The 24487-nt window shown below is 58.6% G+C and carries 20 protein-coding genes; 7 read left to right on the forward strand and 13 right to left on the reverse strand.

Features of this window, described 5'->3' with window-relative positions; translation table 11 throughout:
- The first annotated feature begins 76 nt into the window (after window positions 1-76).
- The 3 genes from LOC68_RS12935 to LOC68_RS12945 all read left to right on the forward strand — a co-directional run bounded on the left by LOC68_RS12935 (window position 77) and on the right by LOC68_RS12945 (window position 5942).
- Complete coding sequence (locus LOC68_RS12935; protein WP_230219164.1) at window positions 77-802, forward strand: class I SAM-dependent methyltransferase; 726 nt, start codon at window positions 77-79, stop codon at window positions 800-802.
- A gap of 81 nt (window positions 803-883) precedes the next feature.
- The gene (gene glnE / locus LOC68_RS12940) at window positions 884-4024 is read left to right on the forward strand and encodes a bifunctional [glutamate--ammonia ligase]-adenylyl-L-tyrosine phosphorylase/[glutamate--ammonia-ligase] adenylyltransferase (protein WP_230219166.1); all 3141 of its coding nucleotides are present in this window, start codon (window positions 884-886) and stop codon (window positions 4022-4024) included.
- 244 nt (window positions 4025-4268) lie between these two features.
- Window positions 4269-5942 (forward strand): tetratricopeptide repeat protein, encoded by a 1674-nt coding sequence (locus LOC68_RS12945; RefSeq protein WP_230219168.1) that lies wholly within the window; start codon window positions 4269-4271, stop codon window positions 5940-5942.
- On the opposite strand, the gene LOC68_RS12950 is transcribed toward LOC68_RS12945, so the two are convergent.
- The 10 genes from LOC68_RS12950 to LOC68_RS12995 all read right to left on the reverse strand — a co-directional run bounded on the left by LOC68_RS12950 (window position 5939) and on the right by LOC68_RS12995 (window position 17455).
- Entirely contained in the window at window positions 5939-6856 is a 918-nt protein-coding gene (locus LOC68_RS12950; protein WP_255670839.1) for a cation diffusion facilitator family transporter, read from the reverse strand. The two genes, LOC68_RS12945 and LOC68_RS12950, sit on opposite strands and share 4 nt — an antisense overlap.
- A gap of 301 nt (window positions 6857-7157) precedes the next feature.
- On the reverse strand, window positions 7158-7595 hold the full coding sequence (locus LOC68_RS12955) for a hypothetical protein (RefSeq protein WP_230219171.1): 438 nt from the start codon (window positions 7593-7595) through the stop codon (window positions 7158-7160).
- Between the two features lie 157 nt (window positions 7596-7752).
- Window positions 7753-8520 carry an ABC transporter permease gene (locus tag LOC68_RS12960; RefSeq protein WP_230219173.1) on the reverse strand — a complete coding sequence of 256 codons (768 nt, stop codon included), beginning with the start codon at window positions 8518-8520 and terminating at the stop codon, window positions 7753-7755.
- Window positions 8520-9260 (reverse strand): ABC transporter ATP-binding protein, encoded by a 741-nt coding sequence (locus tag LOC68_RS12965; protein WP_230219174.1) that lies wholly within the window; start codon window positions 9258-9260, stop codon window positions 8520-8522. Before LOC68_RS12965 ends, LOC68_RS12960 begins: the two co-directional genes overlap by 1 nt.
- Before the next feature lie 101 nt (window positions 9261-9361).
- Window positions 9362-9817 carry a hypothetical protein gene (locus LOC68_RS12970; protein WP_230219175.1) on the reverse strand — a complete coding sequence of 152 codons (456 nt, stop codon included), beginning with the start codon at window positions 9815-9817 and terminating at the stop codon, window positions 9362-9364.
- 22 nt (window positions 9818-9839) lie between these two features.
- A complete protein-coding gene (locus LOC68_RS12975; RefSeq protein WP_230219178.1) occupies window positions 9840-13076 on the reverse strand; it encodes an SHD1 domain-containing protein in 3237 nt (1078 codons plus the stop codon).
- A gap of 178 nt (window positions 13077-13254) precedes the next feature.
- Window positions 13255-13650: a DUF4112 domain-containing protein gene (locus LOC68_RS12980; protein ID WP_230219180.1), complete on the reverse strand. Its 396-nt coding sequence runs from the start codon at window positions 13648-13650 to the stop codon at window positions 13255-13257.
- 70 nt (window positions 13651-13720) lie between these two features.
- Window positions 13721-13858 carry a hypothetical protein gene (locus tag LOC68_RS12985; protein WP_230219182.1) on the reverse strand — a complete coding sequence of 46 codons (138 nt, stop codon included), beginning with the start codon at window positions 13856-13858 and terminating at the stop codon, window positions 13721-13723.
- A 273-nt stretch (window positions 13859-14131) separates the two neighbouring features.
- Window positions 14132-15073 (reverse strand): cysteine synthase A, encoded by a 942-nt coding sequence (gene cysK, locus LOC68_RS12990; protein ID WP_230219184.1) that lies wholly within the window; start codon window positions 15071-15073, stop codon window positions 14132-14134.
- Between the two features lie 168 nt (window positions 15074-15241).
- The gene (locus tag LOC68_RS12995) at window positions 15242-17455 is read right to left on the reverse strand and encodes a serine/threonine-protein kinase (RefSeq protein ID WP_230219185.1); all 2214 of its coding nucleotides are present in this window, start codon (window positions 17453-17455) and stop codon (window positions 15242-15244) included.
- 181 nt (window positions 17456-17636) lie between these two features.
- Between LOC68_RS12995 and LOC68_RS13000 the strand changes: the two genes are divergently transcribed.
- Window positions 17637-18113, forward strand: a complete 477-nt coding sequence (locus LOC68_RS13000) for an FxsA family protein (protein ID WP_230219187.1) — start codon at window positions 17637-17639, stop codon at window positions 18111-18113.
- Between the two features lie 72 nt (window positions 18114-18185).
- Here LOC68_RS13000 and LOC68_RS13005 read toward each other — a convergent pair whose 3' ends face one another.
- Complete coding sequence (locus LOC68_RS13005) at window positions 18186-19001, reverse strand: hypothetical protein (RefSeq protein ID WP_230219189.1); 816 nt, start codon at window positions 18999-19001, stop codon at window positions 18186-18188.
- Between the two features lie 257 nt (window positions 19002-19258).
- Here LOC68_RS13005 and LOC68_RS13010 point away from each other — a divergent pair, with 257 nt between their 5' ends.
- Together LOC68_RS13010 and LOC68_RS13015 are read left to right on the forward strand one after the other, a co-directional pair.
- On the forward strand, window positions 19259-20134 hold the full coding sequence (locus LOC68_RS13010; protein ID WP_230219198.1) for a YihY/virulence factor BrkB family protein: 876 nt from the start codon (window positions 19259-19261) through the stop codon (window positions 20132-20134).
- Window positions 20135-20224: 90 nt separating this feature from the next.
- Window positions 20225-20572, forward strand: a complete 348-nt coding sequence (locus tag LOC68_RS13015) for a hypothetical protein (protein WP_230219200.1) — start codon at window positions 20225-20227, stop codon at window positions 20570-20572.
- Window positions 20573-20610: 38 nt separating this feature from the next.
- Here the strand turns inward: LOC68_RS13015 and LOC68_RS13020 are convergent, their stop codons facing one another.
- Together LOC68_RS13020 and LOC68_RS13025 are read right to left on the reverse strand one after the other, a co-directional pair.
- Complete coding sequence (locus LOC68_RS13020) at window positions 20611-21051, reverse strand: hypothetical protein (protein WP_230219202.1); 441 nt, start codon at window positions 21049-21051, stop codon at window positions 20611-20613.
- A gap of 92 nt (window positions 21052-21143) precedes the next feature.
- The gene (locus LOC68_RS13025; protein WP_230219203.1) at window positions 21144-22619 is read right to left on the reverse strand and encodes an FHIPEP family type III secretion protein; all 1476 of its coding nucleotides are present in this window, start codon (window positions 22617-22619) and stop codon (window positions 21144-21146) included.
- 449 nt (window positions 22620-23068) lie between these two features.
- Between LOC68_RS13025 and LOC68_RS13030 the strand changes: the two genes are divergently transcribed.
- The gene (locus tag LOC68_RS13030) at window positions 23069-24412 is read left to right on the forward strand and encodes a PhoH family protein (RefSeq protein WP_230219205.1); all 1344 of its coding nucleotides are present in this window, start codon (window positions 23069-23071) and stop codon (window positions 24410-24412) included.
- The last annotated feature ends 75 nt before the right edge of the window (window positions 24413-24487 follow it).

Consider the following 24487-nt stretch of genomic DNA (forward strand, 5'->3'; position numbering starts at 1 on the left):
TCGACCGGACCAACTTCTTGAGGTATCCTGGCAAATGACCTTCCGCCGGTTCCCCACATTTCCCGCCGAGCATCTCATGCCATATCGCCTATCCGCATCGCTCTTTCTACTGCTTGCCTTGTTGGCTCCGATCGCCGCCGAAGAGATCCCGCCGGCGCTGACTGAGTACCAAGGGCGGACGATCGCCCAGACGATGCACTACCTGGGCGCTCCGTGGCTGATCCGCGAATCGCGCGAACGGGAAGAAGATTGCACGACGATGTTGAAGCACCTCGGCCTGAAGCCGGGGATGACCGCGTGCGATATGGGATGCGGCAACGGCTTTTACTCGCTGAAGTTGGCCGAAGCGGTCGGCGAGCAGGGGAAAGTGCTGGCGGTCGACATTCAGCCGGAGATGCTTCGGCTGCTGCAGGCTCGGGCCGAAGAGGCCGAGATCACCAACATTGAGAAGATCCTGGGGGACGTCCACGATCCGAAGCTGCCGGTCGGCCAGGTCGACCTGATCCTGTGCATCGACGTCTACCACGAGTTCTCGCACCCCGAGCAGATGCTGGCCGCGATGCGCAAGTCTCTGAAACCGACCGGGCGGCTCGTTTTGGTCGAGTTTCGGGCCGAAGACGACAATGTGCCGATCAAGCCGCTGCACAAAATGAGTAAAGAGCAGGTCAACAAAGAGCTGACGGCCAACGGTTTTCGCCTGGCCCGGCAGTTCGACGGGCTTCCCTGGCAGCATATGATGTTCTTCGCCCGGGACGACGCCCCCGAGGAGCCCCCCACAAAGACGGAAGCCCCTACCCAATAGAGATTTACGTTGCGACTACCACGTTAGCCGGGTCTGGCCTAGAATAGTGTTTTGCGCCCCCCACCGTCGTCGCTTGGCTCTATGGAAATCGATCAACTTTCCGACTTACTTGAGAAAGACGCCAACCTGGCCTCTTGGCTCCAGCAGTTGCGTATCGCGGACGTCGCTCGGGGACGCGACAACATCCGGAGTCTTGCCAGCCATTCGATTCCGGCCGATCTGCTCGTTTTTCTGCTGAACCAGTTAGAGCGACTGCTGCCGATTTCGAGCGATCCAGACATGGCGCTCAACAATCTGGAGCGGCTCTTCCAAGCCAGCCGCAGTCCGCTCTCGATGGCGAGCCTGTTCGAGCGCGATCTCCGTTCGCTGGAGACGCTGCTGCGGATCTTCGCGACGAGCCAGGCGCTGGCCGACCAGTTGATCTACGATCCTGAAAGCTTCGAGCTTCTCCGCATCACCGACGGCCAACCGATCGCCCGGCAAATGCTGGTCGACGACGTCGTCTGCGAAGTGAAGGCGCTCCAAGACGAAAAAGCGATCATGACGGCGCTCCGCCGCTTTAAGCGGCGCGAGACGTTGCGGATCGCTTACGGCGACGTCATCCGCGAACAATCGATCAGCGTCGTCACGCGGCAGATCTCGTATCTGGCCGACGCGCTGCTCGAAGCGGCGGTCGCCGCCGCCTATCGCTTGATGCAACCGCGGTACGGTCGCCCGATGGTCAAAGCGACCGGCCCCAATGGTCGTCGTCCCGCACGCTTCGTCGTGCTGGCGCTCGGGAAGCTAGGTGGCGTTGAGCTGAACTACTCCAGCGACGTCGACCTGATTTTCGTCTATGACGAAAACGGCATGACCGACGGCGAGAAGAAAATCACCAACGGCGAATTCTTCGATCGGCTCTCACAGCGCGTGCTGAAGCTGCTCGGCGAACCGACGGAACTCGGCGCGCCGTATCGCATTGATATGCGACTCCGTCCCGAAGGAAGTCGCGGGCCGCTGGTCGTCAGTCTCGAGTCGGCGCTCCACTACTACGACGTCCTCGGCCGCACCTGGGAACGCCAGGCGTTCGTCAAAGCCCGCAGCGTCGCCGGCAATCATGATCTCGGCGAAGAGTTGCTGACGCAGCTGGAACCGTGGATCTATCGCCGCTATTTAAGCCGCGCCGACATCTCCGGCATCAAGGCGCTGAAGCGCCGGATCGAGAAGCGGGCCGAGCGGGAGACGACCGACGACACCAACGTGAAGACCGGTCGCGGTGGGATCCGCGACATCGAATTTGTGATTCAGTTTTTGCAGCTGCTCAACGGCGGCGACTTGCCGGGCATTCGAACCGGCAACACGCTAGAAGCGATCGCTGCGCTCGAAGGCGCCGGTTGTTTAACGCAGCAAGAGCGAACGATCCTGGAAGAGAACTACGCCTTCCTCCGCAAGCTGGAACATCGTCTGCAGATCATGTTCGACCTGCAAACCCACACCCTGCCGAGCGACGAAAAGGAACTGACGAAAGTCGCGCTCCGCATGGGTTACGAACATGGCGAAGACCAATCGGCCCTCGCCGCGTTCCAAAAAGACTATACCGAGAAGACTGAGCTGAATCGGAAGATTCTCGATCACCTGCTGCATGACGCGTTTCCCGGCGACGACGACACCGCACCGACCATCGACCTGGTGCTCGATCCCGAGCCGGGCGATGAGATGATCGACGAAGTGCTGACCGGCTACGGATTTCATTATCCGAAGAACGCCTACGACAACCTGATGGCGCTGACGACCGAGAAGGTTCGCTTCCTCTCGACCAGACGCTGCCGTCACTTTTTGGCGGCGATCAGCCCGCAGTTGCTCGAAGCGATTTCGACGACGCCTGATCCCGACTCGACGCTGATCAACCTGGCCCAGGTCAGCGATTCGCTCGGCGGCAAAGGGATCTTGTGGGAGCTGTTCAGCGCGAACCCGGCGACGCTTAACTTGTATGTGCGGCTCTGCGCCGGCAGTCCTTACCTTTCGAGCATCCTGATCAGCCATCCCGGTATGATCGACGAGTTGATGGACTCGCTGATGCTCGACAAGCTGCCGACGCGAGAAACGCTCGACAAGACGCTGACCGAACTTTGCCGCGGCGCCGAAGACATCACCCCGATCCTCCACAGCTTCAAGAACCTGATGCACTTGCGCGTCGGCGTGCTCGACATGCTGGGGAAGAAGGATCTGCAAGCGCGGCTGGAAACGCTCTCCGACATCGCCGAGATCTGCGTCAAGCGAATCGTCGAGCGGGAATACGATCATCTGAGCCAACGCTTTGGCGAACCATGGTTGCCGGAAGATCGCCGCTGCGAAATGGTGATCGTCGGTCTTGGCAAACTGGGGGGGCGCGAACCGAACTACCATAGCGATCTCGACCTGATCTTCCTGTACGAAGGGGAAGGGCAGACCCATCCGGTCAATGGCAAGGGACGCCCCGGCAGCGCGACCAGCAACCAACACTTCTTCGGTCAGCTGGCGCAGCGCATTTTAAAGTCGATCAGCGAGCTTGGTCCTTATGGGCGACTTTACGAAACCGACGCTCGGCTGCGACCGACCGGCAAGCATGGTCCGCTGGCCGTCTCGTTCGACGAGTTCTATCGCTACCACGTCGAAGGGCTCGGACAGCTGTGGGAACGTCAGGCGCTCTGCAAGGCGCGTCCTGTCTATGGTTCGCCCGAAGCGTGCCGGAGCGCCGAAGACCTGATCCGTAACGTGATCTTGGCGAAGTCGTGGCAACCTGATTACGCCGTCGAGATTCGCGACATGCGGCGACGGATGGAAGAGACGGCGACCAACGCCAACTTGAAGCGCGGCCCCGGCGGTACCGTCGACATCGAGTTCGTCGTGCAGATGTTGCAAATGGCGAGCGTCGCCGAACAAGGGGAAGTGCTCGTCCCGAATACGATCGACGCCCTCAACGCTCTCCATGAGGCAGGTCGCCTGGCGGACGACGACTACGCGCACTTTCATGATTCGTACGAGTTTCTGCGGATCGTCGAAGCGCGACTTCGTTTGATGAATACGACCGCGCGACACGATCTGCCGAAAGAACGGCTGGAAGTAGCAAAGCTCGCTTATCTGTTGGGCGATATGAATGGCGCCCAGCTGTTGCGCGAGTGCCGCAAACTGGCCCGCGAAACGCGACGCCGCTTTGAGCGGATTTTCAGCGAAGCGGCGCAGCTAGCGCCTGCTTCGTCGTAGTTGATTCGGTTCCAAAGATTTTTCTGCGCAGCGCTCTCTCTCCTCTGCGCAGATCGCCGGAAAAACGAGCGAAATCGCGAACCTTGGAGCGTATGATCGTCTCACCACTGGCCTGTGAAGTTTCGCGGTTTTCGCGCTAGTCGCGCCAAAACGCTTTACGACTCGCCGCTCACCCTTTCATACTGAAGCGAATATCGCTGCTCGATCGTCGCTGCTTGCAGCTTTAGAAACCTTGGAGACGCACGTGAAACGTTCCCGCTTTCTCTGGATGCTTTTGTTCTGCTTCGCCCCTATTCTCTCGGCGACCGCCGCCGAGCCTGACGCCGCTCCTCCGCTTCAACTCTACCAAGGCTTTGAAGGGTACCAGCGCGACGTGACGACCGATTCGGCCGAAGCGCAGAAGTGGTTCAATCAAGGCATCCAACTTCTCTACGGCTTTAACCACGACGAAGCGATTCGCTCCTTCGAGAAGGCGGCCGAGATCGATCCGTCGTGTGCGATGGCCTGGTGGGGCTCCGCCTATGCTCGCGGCTTGCACATCAACAATCCGCAAATGGGGGAAGAACAAAGCAAACTAGCCGATAAAGCGGCCGCCAAAGCGGTCGCGGCGCTCGATCAAGAATCGCCGGTTGAACAAGCGCTCGTTCGCGCCTTGCGTACGCGATACGCGGTGCCGGTCCCGGAGGATCGCCGTCCGCTCGACGAAGCGTACGCCGCCGCGATGAACAAGGTCTGGCGGCAATTCCCGGACGATGCTGACGTCGGCGCTCTCTATGCCGAGTCGCTGATGAATCTGCAGCCCTGGGATCTTTGGACCGCCGATTCGGCGCCGAAGGGACGGGTCTTTGAGATCCTGGCGGTGCTCGAAAATACGCTCGCCAAAGCCCCCAACCATCCCGGCGCCAATCATTTTTACATCCACGCGATTGAAGCTTCCCCCTGGCCCGAGAAAGGGCTCGACGCGGCGAATCGCCTGGCCAAGCTCGTCCCAGGCTCCGGCCATTTGGTTCACATGCCGTCGCACATCTACATTCGGACCGGCAAATACGCCGAAGCGACCGACGCCAACGCCACAGCGATCAAGGCGGACGAAGCCTACTTTGCGAAAGCGCCGAAGCCCGACTTCTATAGCCTCTATTTCATGCACAACGTTCACTTTCTCGCTTACGCGGCGATGATGGACGGGCGTTATCAAACGGCGATCGACGCCGCTCGCAAGATCGAAGAGGTCATCCCGCCTGACTTTTTGAAGAACTACGTCAAAATGGCGGACGGGTTCATGCCGACCACGTTGCACGTGATGATCCGCTTCGGGAAATGGAAGGAAATTCTCGACGAACCGGAGCCGGACGATTGGCGGATGTTCAGTCGCGCCGAACGTCACTTCGCGCGCTCGGTCGCTTACTCGGCCCTTGGCCAAACCGACAAAGCGCAAGAGGAGATCGACCAGCTCGATCAGATCGTCGCCGAGATGGGGGACGACTGGAAAATGGGGAACAACCCGGCCAAAGACGTGCTGGCGATCGCGCGGAAGATGGCGGTCGGCGAACTCGCATTTCGTGATGGGCGAACCGATGAAGCGTTCGCCGAACTACGCGACGCGGTTGCGATGGAAGAGAAGCTGACCTACGACGAACCGCCGGGCTGGATGCAGCCGGTGCGACATGCGCTTGGCGCGCTGCTATTGGCCGATGGTCACGCGGACGAAGCGGAAGAGGTTTACGTCGCCGACCTGGAAGATCATCCTAACAACGCCTGGTCGCTGCTCGGACTGCAACAAGCGATCGGTCGCCAAGGTCGGATCGAAGAAGCGGATGCGATGAACGATCGTGTGCAAACCGCTTGGGCCCGCGCCGACGTCAAACCGATCGCCAGCTGTTATTGCCATCCTGACGCGCGAGCGCAAGGCGCCGATTAGTCAACGCTTGAGTGAACGTGCGGGTAGGGTTCTAGATGGACCAATACGTCGCGCAGCTGGGCGAACTGGCCGATAAGTTTGTCCTTCACGAGATGTCCGATCCGATGCCCCTCTTCGACCGTAAGACGGGCGTCGACTTCGATGTGAATATCGGCGAGGAATTCGATACCGGTCTTGCGCACCCAGAGCTTTTCAACCGCGCAAACCCCCTCGACCTCTTCCGCAGCGGCGCGAATTTGTTGGATCAGTTCGGCGTTGGCCTGCGGATCAAGCAATTCGCTGGTGCTTTGGAGAAAGATCTGGCCGGTGTTCCATAGAATCGCCGCCACCACAATCAGCGCCGCAGCTTCGTCGGCCCACATGTAATCCGGGCCACCCCACCGAACGACCGCCAAGCCGATCAACACCGCAAGCGAACAAAGGGCGTCGCTTCGATGATCCCACGCCGCAGCGGCGATCGACAACGATTGCGTCCGGCGACTGATCGTTATCTTGTACCAGAAGAGAGACTCTTTGATCACGATGTTGGCCGCCGCGATCCACATCGTCCAAATTGCCGGGACCGGGTGCTCCGATCCCAAACGACTAATCGCCTCCCAGCCGATAAACAAAGCGGAAATCATGATCAACATCGAAACGTTGGACGCTGCGACCGCCTCGGCACGCGTATGACCATAAGGATGCTCATCATCCGCGGGCCGCTGAGCGTACCAGAGTCCAAAGATCACCACGATCGACGTCAGCGAATCGCCGAGCGAGTTCACCGCGTCAGAGATTAGCGCGAACGAACTTCCCAACACGCCGCCGACCAACTTCACAATCCCCAGCGACAAGTTCACGCTCAATCCCAACCAGGCGGCGCGCGATGCGCTGCGGTAAAGATGAGCGGGCGTAGAGTCAGGGGCTGGATTCAAGGTATGGGGAACTCAAAGGGAGTGAAGCGACTTTTTCATTAGTAGGCCGAAGCGCAAGCGAGGGAAATGCGATCGCAAGGAAATGACTAATGTCTAATCCCTAATGAAGAACGAACTCGCAATTCTTCGATTAGACATTAGGCCTTAGTCATTCGACGTCTTCCTAACGCACTTCCCTCGCTGGCGCTTCGGGCTACTATTTCGGGGCTCGTCTATCGTGGCGGAAGGTAGGTAAAAAGAAAAGGCCGGCGGAGCGAATTTCTCGCCTCCGTCGGCCTTGGATTGCCGCAGTTTTCATTCGCTAGGGAGCGAGTTGATGTTCGCCATGAGCGAACTTGGTGTGGCAAGCGTTGCACTTCTGCAGCATCGCCTTGTAGGCGGTTGTCGCAGCGGCGTAATCTTTCTTTTTGGCGGCGCGATACAGATCACCACCCAGTTCTCGCGTCGCGATCGAATATTCATTCCATTCAGCAGCGCCTTCTTCCGGAGCACGCGACAGGAGGAGATTACCGCTCTCGGCCAGAATCAGCGACGTCGATTTGATTTCTTTCCAGACGGCGTTTTCTTTCGGCTCGGCCGCCATCGCGGGCTTCAGGCGTTTGTAGGTCGGCTGATAAACGTATTCCATGAATTCGTGCATGTCGCTTTCGACCGGCTTCGGCTCCGCCGCATTGGCTTGACCGAGCGAGCAGCACAACGCTGCAGCGACGCAGCTCAACAAGCAAAGTTGATATTTCATTCCGGGGTCACTCCTAGCAATTTGGTGAATTCTTCGACGCGAATGCAGCGGGACGCATCCCGAATCGCGACGATTGATAGTCGAGCAGAACGCGCAATAAGCGACGTCTTTGTAACCTTAGTTCTCGCCTGAATGAGTGTCAATGAAGGGGAATCCCCTACGACTCGGTCCAGCGGCGCAACAGATAGCGTTCCGTCAGGTTTATCCCGACAAAGACGAAGACTCCCAAGAGCGTGCAGCAAATCATCGCCGCAAACAGCTCATCGGTCTTGAGATTGTCGCTTGAACTGCGGATGTAATACCCAAGGCCATGTTGCGTACCGCTATAGCCGACGAAGAATTCGCCGACGATCGCGCCGACCACCGCCAAGCCGCTGCTCGACTTCATCCCGGTCACCAGGTAGCGAATCGCAGCCGGAAATTGCAACTTCCATAACGTCTGCCACCGGGTCGCGCGATGGAGACGAAACAGTTCGTCCAAGCCGCGATCGACCGACAACAGCCCTGTGGTCGTACTGGTGATGATTGGAAACAAGCTGATGATCGTCGCCACCACGATCACGCTCGGCAGACCATAGCCGGTCAATGTCACGATCCAAGGCGCGATCGCCACGATCGGCACGGTTTGAAAGAAGATCGCGTAAGGGTATCCGCTCAGCCGGATCAGTCGCGACTGCGAAAAGAGGAGCGCGACGAGCGTTCCGATAACCACCGCACTAGCGAAGCCGGCCAGCGCCGCCACGCCGGTGAGCAGCGTGCCGTTCCAAAGCTCGTTCCCTTTCCGCCAAAACGCGGCGCCGACTTCCGTAGGACTGGGAAGCAAATAGGGAGGAATCTTCGCCTCGGAAACAAGGGTCTGCCAAATCGCCAGCGCAATCAAGAGCGTGGCCACCGGCAACAAGACTCGCTGGATCGTTTCGCGCATCACGCCGCTCCTTGTCGCAGGTGATGCGAAACGACGCCGCACTGAGCGGCGAATTCGGCGGTCGCGCGCAAGTCGGCGTTACGCGGCGCGTCAAACGCGATCGGCACATCGGCGATGATACGTCCGGGGCGAGCCGACATGACCAGCACGCGCTGACTGAGGAAGACCGCCTCGGCGACGTTGTGCGTGATAAAGACGCCGGTCCAGCGGCGATCCTTCCAAATGGTAAGCAGCTCTTCGTTCAGTTGTTGACGCAAAATGTCGTCGAGCGCCGCGAACGGTTCGTCAAGCAATAGCACCTGCGGATCGGTCACCAGCGCTCGCGCCAGCGACACCCGCATCCGCATCCCGCCTGAAAGCATCCGCGGCAACTTGCCGGCGTCTTCCTGACGGAGTCCGACCAGCTTGATCGCGGCAGGGATCTTGGCGAGATGCTGCGCGTCGGCCTGACCGAGCAACTCAAGCGGCAAGCGGATATTGTCCTGCGTCGTCCGCCACGGCAGGAGCGTCGGATCTTGAAAGACGAATGCGGTCTGCGTCTTCTCTGGCGGCTGCTGATCGATCGTGACCTGGCCGCTGGTGACCTGTTCGAGCCCCGCGATCAGCCGCAACAAGGTCGACTTGCCGCAACCGGACGGCCCGACCAGCGAGACGAACTGCCCGCGCTCGATCGTCAGATCGGTCGGTGCAATCACCCGCTGATCGGCGAACGATTTGGCGACGTCGGAGAGTTGGATCATGACCTGGGACCAGCACGGAACGGTTAGACGAAGTCTCTAACAGTGTAGGTTAGTCCCAAAATCTGAGGAGAGGGCAGGGGCGCTTTTCCTGGATTCGCAGGCTACATTCCCGTAGCGGCGACAGCCAGGGATCGCACCACGCCGGTCATGGGCAGCAGGAAGCCGACATACATAAAGATGACCAACATGACCGAGAAGCAGAACAACACCAACGAATAGATGATTGCGAGTTGGTAACTTGGCCGCGGCCGGAAGACGAAGGCGGCCAGGATCGCGGCATCGATCATCACAAACAGGAAGAAATCCAGATACCAATACTGGATAAAATGATGAGCGATCGCGAACGATATCCGCGACATGAGGGAGAGCTGCAGCTCGAACTCTTCCAGCTTCTGCACGAGCATCGGCATTACGACCACCGCCACGAAGGTCAACGCCGACGCATATGCCAGATGAATTCCCAAGATCACAAAGAACCCGGCCGCCCGCGAAGCGCCTCGCGTACCGGCGCCATCGCTGACGATGGGCGCTACAAAGTCTGGGCCTTCGGATGACATAACGCGTCCGCCTTGCGTCGGTTTAGATCGACTTGTCGACCGGCTCATTGACCGGGATCGTCAAGTTCTGCCGCACCTCCAGGCCGTTGACCGTCATCACCGAGACGCCGGCGCCGGTAACGGAGCTGGAGTCGAAGATCGCCGCCGGGACCTTCACGTCGGCAAGCCATTTCAGCACGTTTTTCCATTGCTGAACACGGAAGTATTCGGACAAGCGGGCCCCTGGGGGAATGCCGCGAGTGATCAAATCGGCATGCGTCTTTTCCCGAATCTCGTCGGTCCAGACCAGCTTGCCGTCTCCATTGGTGATGCGCAGCGCGCCGACCACTTCGGTAACCTGGATTGATTCGACGAAAAGCTGACCGATTACCCGCAGACGGAGCGACTCCGGCGTCAGTTTCTCTCGCACTTCAATCGTCAGGACGTACTGCGCGTCAGGATCGGGATTGTAACCGGCATTCAGAGCTTTAGCGACGAAGAGGTCCTGCAGCTCTTTCGCCAGGTTGTTACGTTGCAAGTCAAGCGTGGGAACTTCCGCGTCGACGCGAATCCCGAGACGATCGCCGCTCGCTAACATCGGAGCCAGCGGCTGCAGATCGTCGATCAACTCGGCGTCTTCCGGCTGCGGCAATTGAACGGCGCGAACCGTTGAGTCGGTTTGATTCGTATCGCCGGCGACGTACCACTGCCGTCCGTCCGACCCACGGAATCCGACGGCCCCGAACGGTAGCAAATAATTCCAACCGATCCGCTCCGACGGCAAGTGAATCGCGACCAGGTGGGCGGCGACGGTCAATTCTTTGATCCGGGAAAGGACGCGAACCAGCACCACGTCGTCCGATCCCCACGAGATATCAAGCGGCTTGTAAGGAAACGGGAACGACTTCTCCACGTTGTTGGCGACCAGATCCCAAACGAGAATCCGCTGAGCGTCTTCGCCGACGTAGCAAGCCATGACCAGCTTGCGGCCGTCGTCGGAAAAGGCCAACTTGCCGGCCGCGGTGAATTTTTCGACCCCTGGACTGGCGAGCGTTCCCAACATCGCGCCCGAGTCGGCGTCCAGCAATTCCATCTTCTGCGGCGAGGCGACGCAAAGCGTGCGACCGCTGGGCGAGGATTGCAGACGGGTCGATTTGCCGTACATCCGTCGCGCAACGACGCGACATTCCGGCAGTTTCCACTGCGTCAGTTCGCCGTCAACCGAAAGGACCCACAGGGTCGAATTGCCCGAACCGAACTCCAGCGCCGCGATCTGGCCGCGACTGTTTTGAAACGGACGAAACGCGACCGCCGGTTTGCCGGTCGTCAGATCGAAGAGATCGACCCGCTCTTTGTTGTCCTTGTCGGCGAACGCCGCCCAATCGCCGGTTGGCGCGATCGCCATCAACTGGGTTGCGAACGGCAGCTTCGTCCGCATCAGCGGCTTGCCGGTTTTCAAATCGACCAGGTCGAAGTATTGCTCGTCGATGATCGACATGTTTCGCAAGCGACGACTCTCCTCCGGTTCGCGCAGGCCAATCAAGGCGCGATTGGAAGGGCGGCACACATACATGTGCCCCAATTGCGGAAAGTTCGCCAAGACTCGGGCGCCGTCATGCAGCGTTCCGTCGGCTACCGTCGGCGCCGCATCGGGTTGATACTTCCATTGAATGTCGGTGACGATCTCCTGGATTCGGTCATCGACGATCGGGGTCAGCGGCGGCAAACCTTGATCAAAGGCAGTCGCGCCGCTGGCGATCATTTCGCGATTCGATTTCAACGTTTCGCTGGAAATCTCTCCCAGCGTCAATGTCAGTTTGCGATCGGCGTCGTGATTGAAGTCGAGAAAGCGGTCGTTATCGACGAAGCGTCGCGGCTGCCCCTGACCGGTGGTGGTTTTGGTCGTCGTATCGGCCCAGACAATCGCCGGTGAGGTCCGCTCGACGAACACCCTGCCGGAAATCAACCAGCCGCTCCGATCGAAACGCCATTCCAGCGGTCGATCGCTGTAGTAAGAACTGCCGGTTCCCTTGCGGCCTGGATCTTCGGGAAAGTTCAGCTCTACCCCTTTTTGACCCGTTCGCATGTCCCAGGTAATCAGATGTTTGCCGCTGCCAAGGTTGGAGTAGAGGAGCAGCTCTTCTCCATCGGGAGAAAAGCTCAGGTATTTTCCAAACGCCCAGTTAGGGATTTGCCCGGCGCCGCCGACCTGTCCCGCTTCGATCCCGGTACGCAAATCGTAGATGCGCACGGTCTTGTCCGTTGTGGAGTTGAGTGCGGCGTAAGAACCGCCAGGACTGACGGCCAGCAATTCGTCTTGATAGTAGTGGTCGATCGATACTTGGCAAAGCTTGCGGCCGGTCGCGATATCAAAACATTGGAGCGAACGGTCGCTCGCATTGCCAATCAGAATCCGGTCCGGGCCGACAAAACGGACCGAAGTTAAAGAACTGACCGAGTCGCCGGAAGTGAACGCACGAACCATGTGGCCGGTTGCAAACGACCAGACTTGAACTTCGAGTTTGTTGGTTGCAGAGTTGCGAACCGTAGCGGCGAAGTAGTGACCATCAACACTATAAGCGATGTTTTGATAGAGCGACGAATTGAAGTGAAGCGAGCCAGCCAGCTTCTGCGTCGGCAGATGGAACGCGAAAAAGTTCTTCGAGCTTTCTTCAAAGAAAACGAAATGGCTCGGGTGCTCGGGGAATTGCGGTTTAAGCGAATAACTTTTCTGCGGCGCACTCGATTTGACGGTCTTCTCTTGCGGAAGCGCAAACACGAACGGATTAGGATCGGCCGAAGCTTGCCAATCGAGTTGCTCGGTAGTCGCCGGCGGCGGCGCTTGTGCGTCGGTCCGCGGCATCGTCGGATAATTTCCCAGGTCGTCCTTCGCCGAGAACGAACCGACAGGCGACGCCGGGTTGGCGGCGGCCGGCGTCATCGCCGGTGAGGAAGTCGCCGGTTCATTGCTCGGCGCGCGCGGCGGCGAAAAACCAGAGGAGGAAGGCGCTCCGGCAGCTGGCGCCGACATGCCGCCGGTGATCGCTTTGGTGAGTCGTTCGAGCTCTGCGTGGACGAAGCGCACGTCTTCCAGGCTCAGCTTGTCGAGCGGCACCGAGATCTCTTGCCCGTTGTCGTCCCGCTTTAAAACGGCGGCGCCATTTCGAACGTCGACCAGTTCCGCTTTGACCGAAAAGCCTCCTTCGCGCGCATGCCACTCACGGGCTGTCGCAGGGACGGCAAAACCAAGCAAGAGAAGGGAAAAGAGAAACCCGCGCACGGCCAACTGCCCCGATTTGAGATAAGAAAAGATGCCTCGGGGGCAAGCTGGCTACTCTGCCCCCCACCCGATGGTAACCCATTGCAAGGGGCAGGTCAAAAGGAGTGTTTCAGCCGTCAAACATCGGCAATAGTGACCGCCAGCGGGGACGGCCCTTCGCCTATCGGCAAGATCCCGCCTACTGGCCGTCCGGCTTGGCGGAATGGGACCGCTTTAAGAAGTTCGGAACGCGGACCTTCATCGCTGGATTGACGGTCTTGTCGCCATGCTGGGCGACGTGATCTTCCAGCATTTTTAATATTCGCGTGTTCGATTTGTAGGCGACGTCAAACAGGTCGCCGACCAACGGAACGACGCCGACGAGCATGTCGAGGAAGACGTATCCAACCATCCGCGCCCGCTGACTGAACGACATCCCCAGACGACGCGCTTCCCATAGCAATACAAAAGCCGCCGTCGCGGTGACGAAATCGCCGAGACCTGGAATAAGCCCCAACAACGCGTCGAGGCCAACGCGGTACCGCGTGCCGGGTATGCGAACCGCATTCTCCATGACTTCAACGAATCGTCGCATGCGTTGCATCCGCGACGACGGTGGACTCAGTCGCTTGGTTGGTTCAGCGGGCATTCGAAATCCGCCTTCTTTAAAACAACAGAATCATGGCGACCATCAGGGCCAACAACAGGCCGAACATCCCTGACGGGAGTCGCATGGTTCCGAAACCGGGAACTACGCCCAACAGCGTCAGCCCCAAAGCAATCAGCATCAATTGGTGAATCATCGTTATGCCTCCCTGCGATCATTCGTTTCCTGCCGAGGGTGTAACGCAGGCGGCATGCCACGGCCCAAAAATCCGAAAAAATTCGCTGTAAGACCTTTAAATCAAGTGACTTACAGAAACGCCTCCCAGAAGCTTCGTTCACGAACGGAGATTTTCGTGATTGGTAGGCGGCCGCGCAACACGGGCTCAACTCGGCCAAGAACGGCACGAAAAAGGGCCGCGATCTAAATCGCGGCCCTTTCGAGTTTTCGTTTTAGTGGCTGAGAAAGCGACTTAGCCGTCGAGTCCGCCGAAGAGCGGCGTCGAGATATAGCGTTCGCCGAGGCTCGCCATGATGACGGCGATCCGTTTTCCCTTCATATCGGGACGAGCCGCCAGTTGCGCTGCCGCCCACATGGTGGCGCCGCTGCTGATGCCGGCACAGATCCCTTCCTGCTTGGCGAGTTGGCGTCCCCACTCGAACGCGTCCTCGTCGTCCACTTTGATCACTTCGTCCAGGACCGACGTATCGAGGTTCTTCGGCACGAAACCGGCGCCAATCCCCTGAATGCGATGCTTACCGGGCGCTCCGCCGCTGATGACCGGCGAGCTGGCCGGTTCGACGGCGACCGCTTTGAAGTCGGGATTCTTCGACTTGATGAAGCGAGCGACGCCGGTGATGGTGCCGCCGGTGCCGACGCCGGCGACGATGGCGTCAATGTTTTCGCCAGAGTCTTCCCAGATTTCGGGACCGGTCGTCGACTCGTGAATCGCCGGGTTGGCCGGGTTATCGAACTGTCCCGGCATCCAGGCGCCCGATTCTTTCTCGACCATTTCAGCGGCGGCGTTGATCGCCCCCTTCATCCCTTCGGCAGCCGGAGTCAGAACCAGGTTGGCGCCCATCGCACGGAGCAAAGCGCGACGTTCGAGCGACATCGACTCAGGCATCGTCAGCGTCAGCTTGTAACCCTTGGACGCACAGACGAAGGCCAGTGCGATGCCGGTGTTACCGCTCGTCGGTTCGATGATATGGGTGTATTGGTTGACTTTGCCGCTCTTTTCGGCGTCAGCAATCATTGCGTAGCCGATGCGGTCTTTGACGCTGTTCAGCGGATTGAAGAACTCGCACTTCGCAAAAACGGTCGCGTGCCCCTCGGGAACCAAGCGATTGATCTTGATCATCGGGGTATCGCCGATGGCGGCGCAAGCATTGTCGTAAGACTTGCCGCGTGGCATGACTTTTCCTTCCAAACAATGTCGACGGTGAAGTATTGCCGGCGGGGCCTGCTGCAATCCGGTTGACGCGTCTTCCTTATTCAGGAATTCCCCGGCAGGCAAGTAGAGAATTGCTCAAACTACGAGAATCCCGGAATGATGTCAACCTGGACAAGCTGCGTCCGGTTTTCAGCGTTTGTTGGGTAAAACGATTGTCGCCTGATCATGAATCGGCGTCGCGCTGGCGCCGCTCCCATGAAACCGCCCGCTCGAACCGCGCGAGCCGCTCCGGAGCACGAACCCCCACATCAAGCCGGCGACGGCGGCGATGATGGCCATCGCGCTCACCCCGGCGGTCGCCAATTTCTTACCCAGCGAATGAATCGGCCCGACGGCGGAGTCCTGCTTTTCCTGCACGAGCACCACCAAACCGGTTGAGCGAGGTTCGGTCTCGTCGCCAGGGGTGATCTTCACCGACTGCGTCGCGGCGATCCAAGGCCCGGCCAACTTTGCCCCCGCCGGGTCGTGCGAAAGCGGATCGATATAGTCGTACACTTCACGGCCTGCGATCGAATCGAACTTCACACGCAAATTGGGATCTTCGCAAAACTGATCCGGCAGTCGGCTTTCGTCATGCAGCAGTTCGTCGAACAGCGGATGCTGCAGGATCATTCCGTTTTGCGGACCGGGGCGTTCGTCAATCAGCACGGCGAACTGTTCCGGCGAACCTTCGAACCGCGGAAAGTTACCGACGTTGATCGTCAGCGAAGCGACGGCGACCGTTTCGCCATCGACGCGAATCGGCGCCGAGATGGCGCACTTCCACGTGTTGCTGGCGGTACTTAAAAAGACGGCCGAGAGATGCGGACGATCGGTGGCCGTCGGATAGATGCCATCCGGCGGCGGAACCGACGCATGGTAGCGCGGATCGATCGCCGGATGATCGAAGTCCTCTTCGCCTCCATGAAAATAAGAACGATAGCCGTAATAACCGCCGACCGGCGAATCGACCGCTTTGCCGGCGGACGACGCGATATGAAACCCATATTTGTCGAGCAAGAACCAGCTGGCGTAACGACCGTTGCCTTGTGCCCAGCGCTCGATGACCAAATCTTGCAGCGGTTCACGCGCCGCATGCTCTTGGAACTGATGGACCAGTTCGGCCCGCTTGCTCATCTCCAGATTCGGATCGCGGAGTTTGGTCAGCAGATCTTTCAGCTCCGGATTGTTGAGCGTCGCTTGTAATGTCGCCAAAACGTCAGGACGTACGGCGAAATCTTCCGCGTCGTCAAATAGCGTTTCGATATCGTGGGCGACGTTAGTCGCGGCTAACTCAGCGGCGAACTGATTGCTGACCCAGCTCTTGGAAGCGAGCGCTTTCGCCGATTCGCTGACCGCTTCGGTATAGCCCCAAAAACCAAAGCCCAACATGATCGCCAGCAATACCGCCGGGGCGAAGATGCCCAGCCAGACAAGCGCGCGGCGATCGCGATGGCGTTGTCGCACTTGCAGCGCGTCGAGCACCGCCTGGACGTTGGCGAACCGTCGCTTGGGATTGACCGCCAACTGTTGATCGACGATGTCGACCAGCTCTCGATCGACGCCCGGCACGTCGCGATGTGCGACCGGCATTTCGGCCCGCTCGATGATCTGGCGATAACGATCAAGCCGCGCAGTGAGTCCCGCCGCCGAATCAATTGCGCCGACGGCGTCCGCGCTTCGAAACGGCGGATCTCCGGTCAGCATCGTGTAGAGAATCGAGCCAAGCGCGTAGACGTCCCAGCTGACGTCAGGGACGGCGTTCAATTCCGCCTGTTCCGGCGCCATGTAAAAGAGCGTTCCCAGGGCTGGCTTTTGTTCGTGCGAAAGTCGCGACTGGCCGAAGTCGGCGAGTCGGGCTTTGCCGTCTTGATCGAGCAAGATGTTCGCCGGCTTCAAGTCGCAGTGGAGAATCCCTTTGGCGTGGGCATGCAGCAGACCGACCACCACGTCCTGAAAGACTTCGACCGCGCGATCCACCGGCAACGGGCCATTCCGCTTGAGCAGGTCTTCCAGCGACCCGCTCTCGACGTACTCCATGATGTAGTACGGGGGATCGGAATCCCAGCCGACGTCGAGCAGCTGCACCACGTAGCGGTCGGCGGAGAGAAAAACGAGCTTTTCGACCTCGCGGGCGATCAAACTGTCCTCAAGCGAAGCCCGATGATTGTAGAATTTGATCGCGACTTGCCGCCCCGTATTGGTGGCGATCGCGAACCAAACCTCGCCGTAGGCCCCGGCGCCCAGGAAACGCTCAATTGAGTAGCCAGGGATTTCCCTGGGGGGGCGAGTCCGGCGGCGGCTTAATTCCTCCGAAGCCTTCAGGTCCACATCGGATTGCAGTTCAGTCCGTTCCAAATTCATCCGTTAGCCGCAACGAGGTAGGCGAAATATCAGACTAGGTGAAGCGAATTCATTCTAGGGGCGCCTGACGCGCGAGTGAACTCGCCAGGGCGAGTTCCCCTTTTCCGTCCCGGTCCTAAACTTAGTAGTAGTCCGACAAAACGGGACGGAAACGTAGTTTCCACTTTTTGAGAGAAATTGAGTGCTGGGAATCCTTTTAATCCTGTTCATCTTGCTTCCGCTGGTCGAGTTGACGCTGCTCCTCTTTTTGGCCAGCGCGACCGACCCCCTATTTACGCTGGGGCTGGTCCTGGTCACCGGCGTCATCGGCTCGATGCTAGCAAGAAATCAAGGTTTTGCGACCTACCGCCGAATCCAATCCGAATTCTCCAGCGGTCGAGTGCCGACCGATTCGTTATTCGACGCCGTATTGATCTTTGTGGCTGGGGTCCTGCTCATCACTCCGGGCATTCTGACCGACATGACCGGATTTGCGCTGCTCGTCCCCTTCCTACGCACGCCGATCAAAGCCTGGCTGATCGCGTGGGCGAAAAAGAACTTCCATGTTGCGACCGCCACGACGGTCGATGGGTTCACGACGACCGCTTCAACGTCGCCGCACGCAGGGAGCAGCGAGATCCTCGACTCTTACGTCGTTGAGTCTCGCAAAGAAGATTAAGCGTTCGAAACGAAAAAAGCCCCTGCATCGACCGACGCAGGGGCTTTCGTTTTCTAGCGAAGCGAGGGACGACTAGATCGCGTCGTCGTCGCTTTCGGTGTTGTTGTCATTGTTGTTGCCGCGCTGTCCGCGTTGGCCACGCTGACCTTGCGGTCCACCTTGGCCGCGACCGCCGGGTCCACCCGGGCCGCCCGGACCACGCATCTGCGAACGATCGAGTTCAAAGTCGATGGCGATCAACTTTTCGATCTTCGCCTTCTGTTCGGCGGTCAAAACGCCGTTCACTTTTTCTTCCATGGCCGTGCGGAATTCAGCCATCTTTTCGCGGCGTTCTTCCTGCGAAGCGTCACGGAGTTCGGCGAACAGTTCACGCATTTCGGCGCCAGCTTCCTGGCGAGCGGTGGCGATCTTTTCGAGCTGTTCGTCGCTGATGCCGAGTTCGGCCTTAACCAGCGAATCGTTCAGAGCGCCGGCCAGGTCGGTCTTCAGCATGATGCCGACCAACTTGGTCTTCTGGGCGTCGGTCAGAATGCCGGCCAGCTTTTCAGCCGTTTCCGACATCATCTTGGTCATCTTTTCGCGGCGAGCTTCGCGATCTTCGTCATCGCCGCCACGCTGGAACAATTCACCCATCGCCGAACGAGTTTCTTGCTGGATCGTCTTGATTTCTTCTTTTTGGTCTTCGGTTAGATCCAGGGCGCCCTGAACTTGTTCGTTGCCCAGCAGCATCCCGGCGTTCATGCCGAAACCGCCGCCGGGACCGCCTGGTCCACGACCGCCGCGTCCACCGGGACCGCCCGGACCTTGGGCGACGCTGATTTGAGTCATTGCGGCAACCAAGCAAACCGCGGCCAGACAGGCCAACCACTGATTCTTCCAGACGTTCATGTGCATTTCCTAATGGGTAGCAAGGGAAAAGGGGTTGAGCGGATCGCGGGAGATGCGACCGCCGAAGATTTAAGGGTTTTGATAGCTGTCGGTGTCCCCCTGAGGAGCACCACCGGTCGCGACGAACTAGTTAAACCCAGCGGTTTTGTCAAAGTAACGGCAAGTTTTCGGAAATTTACTCGCGACGACGCCGACGCCCTGGTCCCCTATAATGCCGGTCGGCCCGAACCCGATCTTCGCCGCAAGCGGGAGAGTTTGTGATTCATCGTTTCGCTACCCGCTGGGGCGTCCGTTTTTGGAACGCCGTCCAGCATTCGTCCAAACGGGATGCTGACGTATATGCCGCCTGCATTGCGTTTTACGTCTACATGTGGATGCTGCTGGCCGGAATCGTCTTCTTCGCGACCGCCCGTTCCTTAGTGCGCGAATCGATTACCCAGCAGGACCTGCGGGTCGAATTGCAAAACTGGATCGCCGCCGAAAGCTCGGAAGAGACCGCCGAAAGCTTTATGGGTTTCATCCGCGAAGGAACCCGAAGCGACACCGCCGTGATCAGCTTTGGCTTGATGGGTTTACTGCTTGTGGGGGCGACGGCGTTCGCTTGGCTCGAACGGGCCTTCTCCCGGATCTTCGACCTCGAATACCCGACCAGCGAAACCTGGCGGCAGCTCTTGTGGCGGATCGTCTTTTACCGGCTCCGGGCCTACGTCTTTGTGATGGTGCTCGGGTTCATCGGCGTCGCCGCCCTGGCGCTCTTATTCGCTTGGAAGCAGTTTTTAATCCGGAACGGATCGACCTTGGCGTTGTCGGTCTTCCTGCCGTCCCAATACGCGGCAAGCTTGTTGTTCAACTGGATGCTGATCACGTTGATCTTTTGGCAACTTCCTCGCACCAACGTCAGCTTTTGGCATGCAGTGCGCGGCGCGCTTCTCTGCACCATCATGTGGGAAATCTGCCGGATCCCGATCGACATCTTCGTCGTCACCGGCAAGATGTCGACGTTCGGAATGGTCGGCTTTTTGATCGCGAGTATGCTCTGGCTCTACTATGCGATCTGGATCGTCTTGTTTGGCTGCGCCTATGTCCGCTTTCTCGCCGAGCCCTATCCGCCGGAGTCCGAAACCGCGCAATAAAGATGGCGCCCTCGTCCGCAGAGAAGGGCGCCAAGTCGGTTTACCAGATTATCAACTTACGCGGCGGCTTAGATCGCGCAGCCGCAAGCGGTGCACTCGCACGACGCGCAACTGCAAGCTTCGCCGTCGCAGCACTGGCATCCCGCTTCACACGCGCAAGCGGTTTCGCACGGGCAAGCCGAGCAGGCGGCGGCAGTCGACGTTGTAGTCGTCGCCGCATCTTTCGTCATGTCGCAACCGCACTTCTCGCACTTGCAAACGTCGCACGAGCAAGTGACGCCGTCGCAGTCAGGACATGCGCAGTTGACGCACTCACACTTCTTCGCGGCGGAAGCCGTATCGGCCGCAGCCCAAGAAAACATCCCCAGCGAAAACGTGAAGAGCGCAGCCAAAACCAGCAAACTTTTCATGGTAAAAATCTCCAAGAGAAATCGTTAAACAGAATCAAAATCGAAGTTGTCAGCGCAACGTTCGATTTAATTCCGCCAACGACAATGGAGAACTTGCAGAGAAACGCCGCCGTCGAGCAAGCCTGCGTCGCGATCATTGGTCGGCAGCGTCCGTGACGCTGGATCCAAAGCGACGGGACTCGTCCAGGCGAACAAATCGACCGGCAGATGAACTTCGCTGGCGGAGGCCGGCGCCAACGGCATTTCGGCCGGTTCAACGCAACAAGAGCAGCCGTCGCAGGTCGGTCCTGCGAGATTTTCTTCCGTGGTCTGTTGGCAGCAACTTCTTTCCACAACGCCGCAGCAGGAACGGACCGAGGTGCTGCAGCAAGAAGCGGCCGTGCTATGGCCGCAACTGCAAGTCGTTTCGCCCGGCGCCGCACAGAGGGGCGCAGCGCTCACCAGGCTGTTGGTCGAGCCCAAAGCGAGCCCCAACATAACCAGCAAGGTGACGACGAAACGAAACATACGAAGATCCAGACAGGACGGATTGCTCTCGGACGGCAGAATCGTACGCACTGTCCGTCACAGAGGCAATCCAGATTTGTCGAAGGACGCGACTAGCGAGGCTGTCGAGGCATTTTCTCGCCCAAGGTTTCAATCAGATGGGCCGCTTTAGAGTACGGCTTGGCGCCGCCTCCGGTTCGCGTCCCCCCTTCCGGCAAACCGATGTCGTCGCCGGAAACGCGCATTTCCCAGTAGATGTCGGTATTGCGCGGGATTTCCGCGAAGCTCAATACCGATACCCGCGGCAAGTGCGTCGCCATCATCCGCCACAAGTGGGAACGGAGGTCGATCGACGTGACCAGCGCCGTCGGCTGTTGCTGTTCTTCCAGTTGATGGAAGCTGTCGATCAGGTTATCCATCAAACGTTCGACCCACGGGCGCGCCTTGCGGCCGGCGCTGGCGTCATTCAGTTCCAGCAGGCGTTCTTCCAGTTCCGGTTCCAAACCGATCGCGTGAACCCGACCGTCACGGTCCAGGTAACGCTGGCAAATCTGGCGTCCCAGACGAACGCGGACCGCCGCGACCAATAGTTCGATATCGCCGGTCCGAGCGCCATGGCGAACGAGCGTTTCCAGAATGCGGGAGAAGTTCTTGATCGAGACCTGCTCTTCCAGCAGCCGCACCAACACGGCGTGGATTGTCGACAGCGAGAGCGGGCTCGCTCGCAGTTCTTCGACCTCGGCCGACTGCGCGTCGCGCTGCATTTCGATCAGGCTGCGAACGTCGTCCAGGGTGAGCATCTCGTGAGCGAAGCGGCGAAGCGTCTCTTGCAAATGGGTGACCAGCAGCATCCCCGGTTCGATGACCAGGTAGCCGCCTTTCTCCGCTTCGCGCTGTTGATCGGCGCGAATCCAAATCCCTGGCCCCCCAAACGTCGGATCGACGCCAGGCGTACCCTCGAGCGTTTCGGTCGCGGTTCCCATGTCGAGCGCGATATGGCGCCCCGGGCCAAAGCGGGCGCGGGCGATTTCGTTTTCGTCAATCAGGAACCGGTATTCGTTGTCTCCCAGCTGGCGACTGTCGCGCATCCGAATCTTCGGCACGACGATTCCGAGCGAATCGGCCAACTGGCAGCGGACGGCGGTCATCCGGTCGAAAAAGTCTTTCGACTCGGGAGAGATGATCGAGACCAATGACGGCCCAACTTCCAGCGTCAGCCGATCCATTTCGAGGTAAGAACGCCACGGATCGGACGTTTCGGGAGCGGCCGGCACGACGTTCTCTTTCTCGTCCGCTTCGGTAAACCAGGAAGGCTTACCGTGGTCGGGGACGACCGGAATGTCGAGCAGCTCTTCGTCGCCGCAGCTGATCGCGACGATGTGATGAAAGTGAACAAGCGCTTCCTGGCCGTGATGATCGCCATCGACGCTCCAAGAGACGTCGTCGGCGTCCCCCTGAGTGCTGGCGTTAATCAGCCGGACGCAGTCGTCGTAGATCGCGGCGACTTCGCCGCGGAGCTTGATATGACCGAAGGTCGAGACGCAAACTTCCCTGCCGATGTATCGTGAAAGAATCGAGGAGTAATCCATCGATGCGCCCCTACCTGTCTTGACTAGGAATCTGCAGTCGTTTCGCAAACGAAACGTTATCAGTGATTCTAGTTACAACTCGAACGGAGCGGCAACCTTTTGCTTGAGCCAAAATCGGCTGGGCGTACGATAATCGGGAACATCGCGTTCCGTTTGCGACGATTTCACCGGCCAACCGGGTTAAAAAAGATACGAAGAAATTTACTGGTTCGTATGGACAATTGCCGCCGTAAAGCCTTAGAACATGGGCATCAGTCAGACGACGCCACGCGATGCGGCTCTCCGCCGCTTGCATGCTAGTTTGCTGGCGCCGAACTAATCCCACATGGAAGTAACGTCGTCGACGGACGATGAAGGGAGGCGAAATGAGAATTCTTCGGCTATCCGGGTGAGTTGGATTTGACCGTCTAAGGAACTGTCAATCTAGTTTCGCTCAGGATCAAAACCGTATGATTGATCACGTGGGCCAACAGCTTCCGAAGCTGTTTGTGCTGGACACCAACGTCCTTCTTCACGACGCCAAAAGTTTCCGTAATTTTGAAGACAACGATGTCGTTATCCCGATCACGGTCCTAGAAGAGCTGGACCGATTCAAAAAAGGAAATGAAGACATTCATTTCCAAGCTCGCGAGTTTCTCCGCCAAATCGACCTGCTCACAGGCGATATTCTCTCAGAAGCCGGCGCCTCTCTCGGCGAAGGATGCGGCAAGTTGCGAGTGGTCTTCTGCCACGAACAGGACGCCCGGCTTAATCGCGTCTTTATCTCCGATTCTCCCGACAATCGCATTCTTAACACGGGTCTCTTTTTACAACGCACGTCGCCCGAACGGCGCGTGATCCTGATTTCTAAAGACACTAACCTGCGGATGAAGGCGAAGAGCCTTGGCTTGCAAGCGCAAGACTATATCAACGACAAGATTGAAAGTTGCGACAAGCTCTACACAGGTCGCCGCATCGTCGAAAACATTTCGACGGAGCAGATCGATCGTTTCTTCCAAAATGGCGGCGCCGTCGACGCCGTCGATTTCCCGGAGGTGCAACAGCCGACCGCCAATGAAAACTTCGTGCTCCGTAACGGCTCCAAATCGGTGTTGGCAACGTTTAACGCCGGCAACCAAATCCTGCAGCGCGTCGAGAAATTCGCCCCCTACGGGATCAAGCCGCGCAACGCCGAACAGTTGTTCGCCATCAAGGCGCTGCTCGACGACGATATAAAGCTCGTTACCCTCGCCGGCAAAGCGGGGACCGGGAAAACGATCCTGGCGCTCGCATCAGCGCTCGAATGCTCTTCCCAATATCGGCAGATCTTGTTGGCCCGTCCGGTCGTTCCTCTTTCCAATAAGGATCTCGGTTACCTCCCCGGCGACATTTCCGCCAAGCTTGATCCCTACATGCAACCGCTGTTCGACAATCTCTCCGTGATTCGACATCAGTTCGGCGAGAACGATAAGCAAGCGCAAAAGATCAATCGCATGCTGGAAATGGAAAAGCTGGTGATCACGCCGCTGGCGTACATTCGCGGACGCAGTTTGCAGCGGATGTACATGATCGTCGACGAAGCGCAAAACCTGACGCCGCACGAAGTGAAAACGATCATCACCCGCGCCGGCGAAGGGACCAAAGTGATTTTGACCGGCGACGTCCAGCAGATTGACCACCCGTACCTCGATTCCCTTTCCAACGGATTGTCGTACCTGATCAATCGGATGGTCGGCCAACCCCTTTACGCGCATATCAGCCTGGAGAAGGGGGAACGGTCCGATCTGGCCGATCTAGCGAGCGAACTGCTGTAGTCCCAAATAGGCCAAAAACTGGCTCATAGCAGGTAGTTTTACGGTCGTCGTTCGACTATTCTGAAGCTGCGTGGA

Source organism: Blastopirellula sediminis, from assembly GCF_020966755.1.
Taxonomy (GTDB): Bacteria; Planctomycetota; Planctomycetia; order Pirellulales; family Pirellulaceae; genus Blastopirellula; species Blastopirellula sediminis.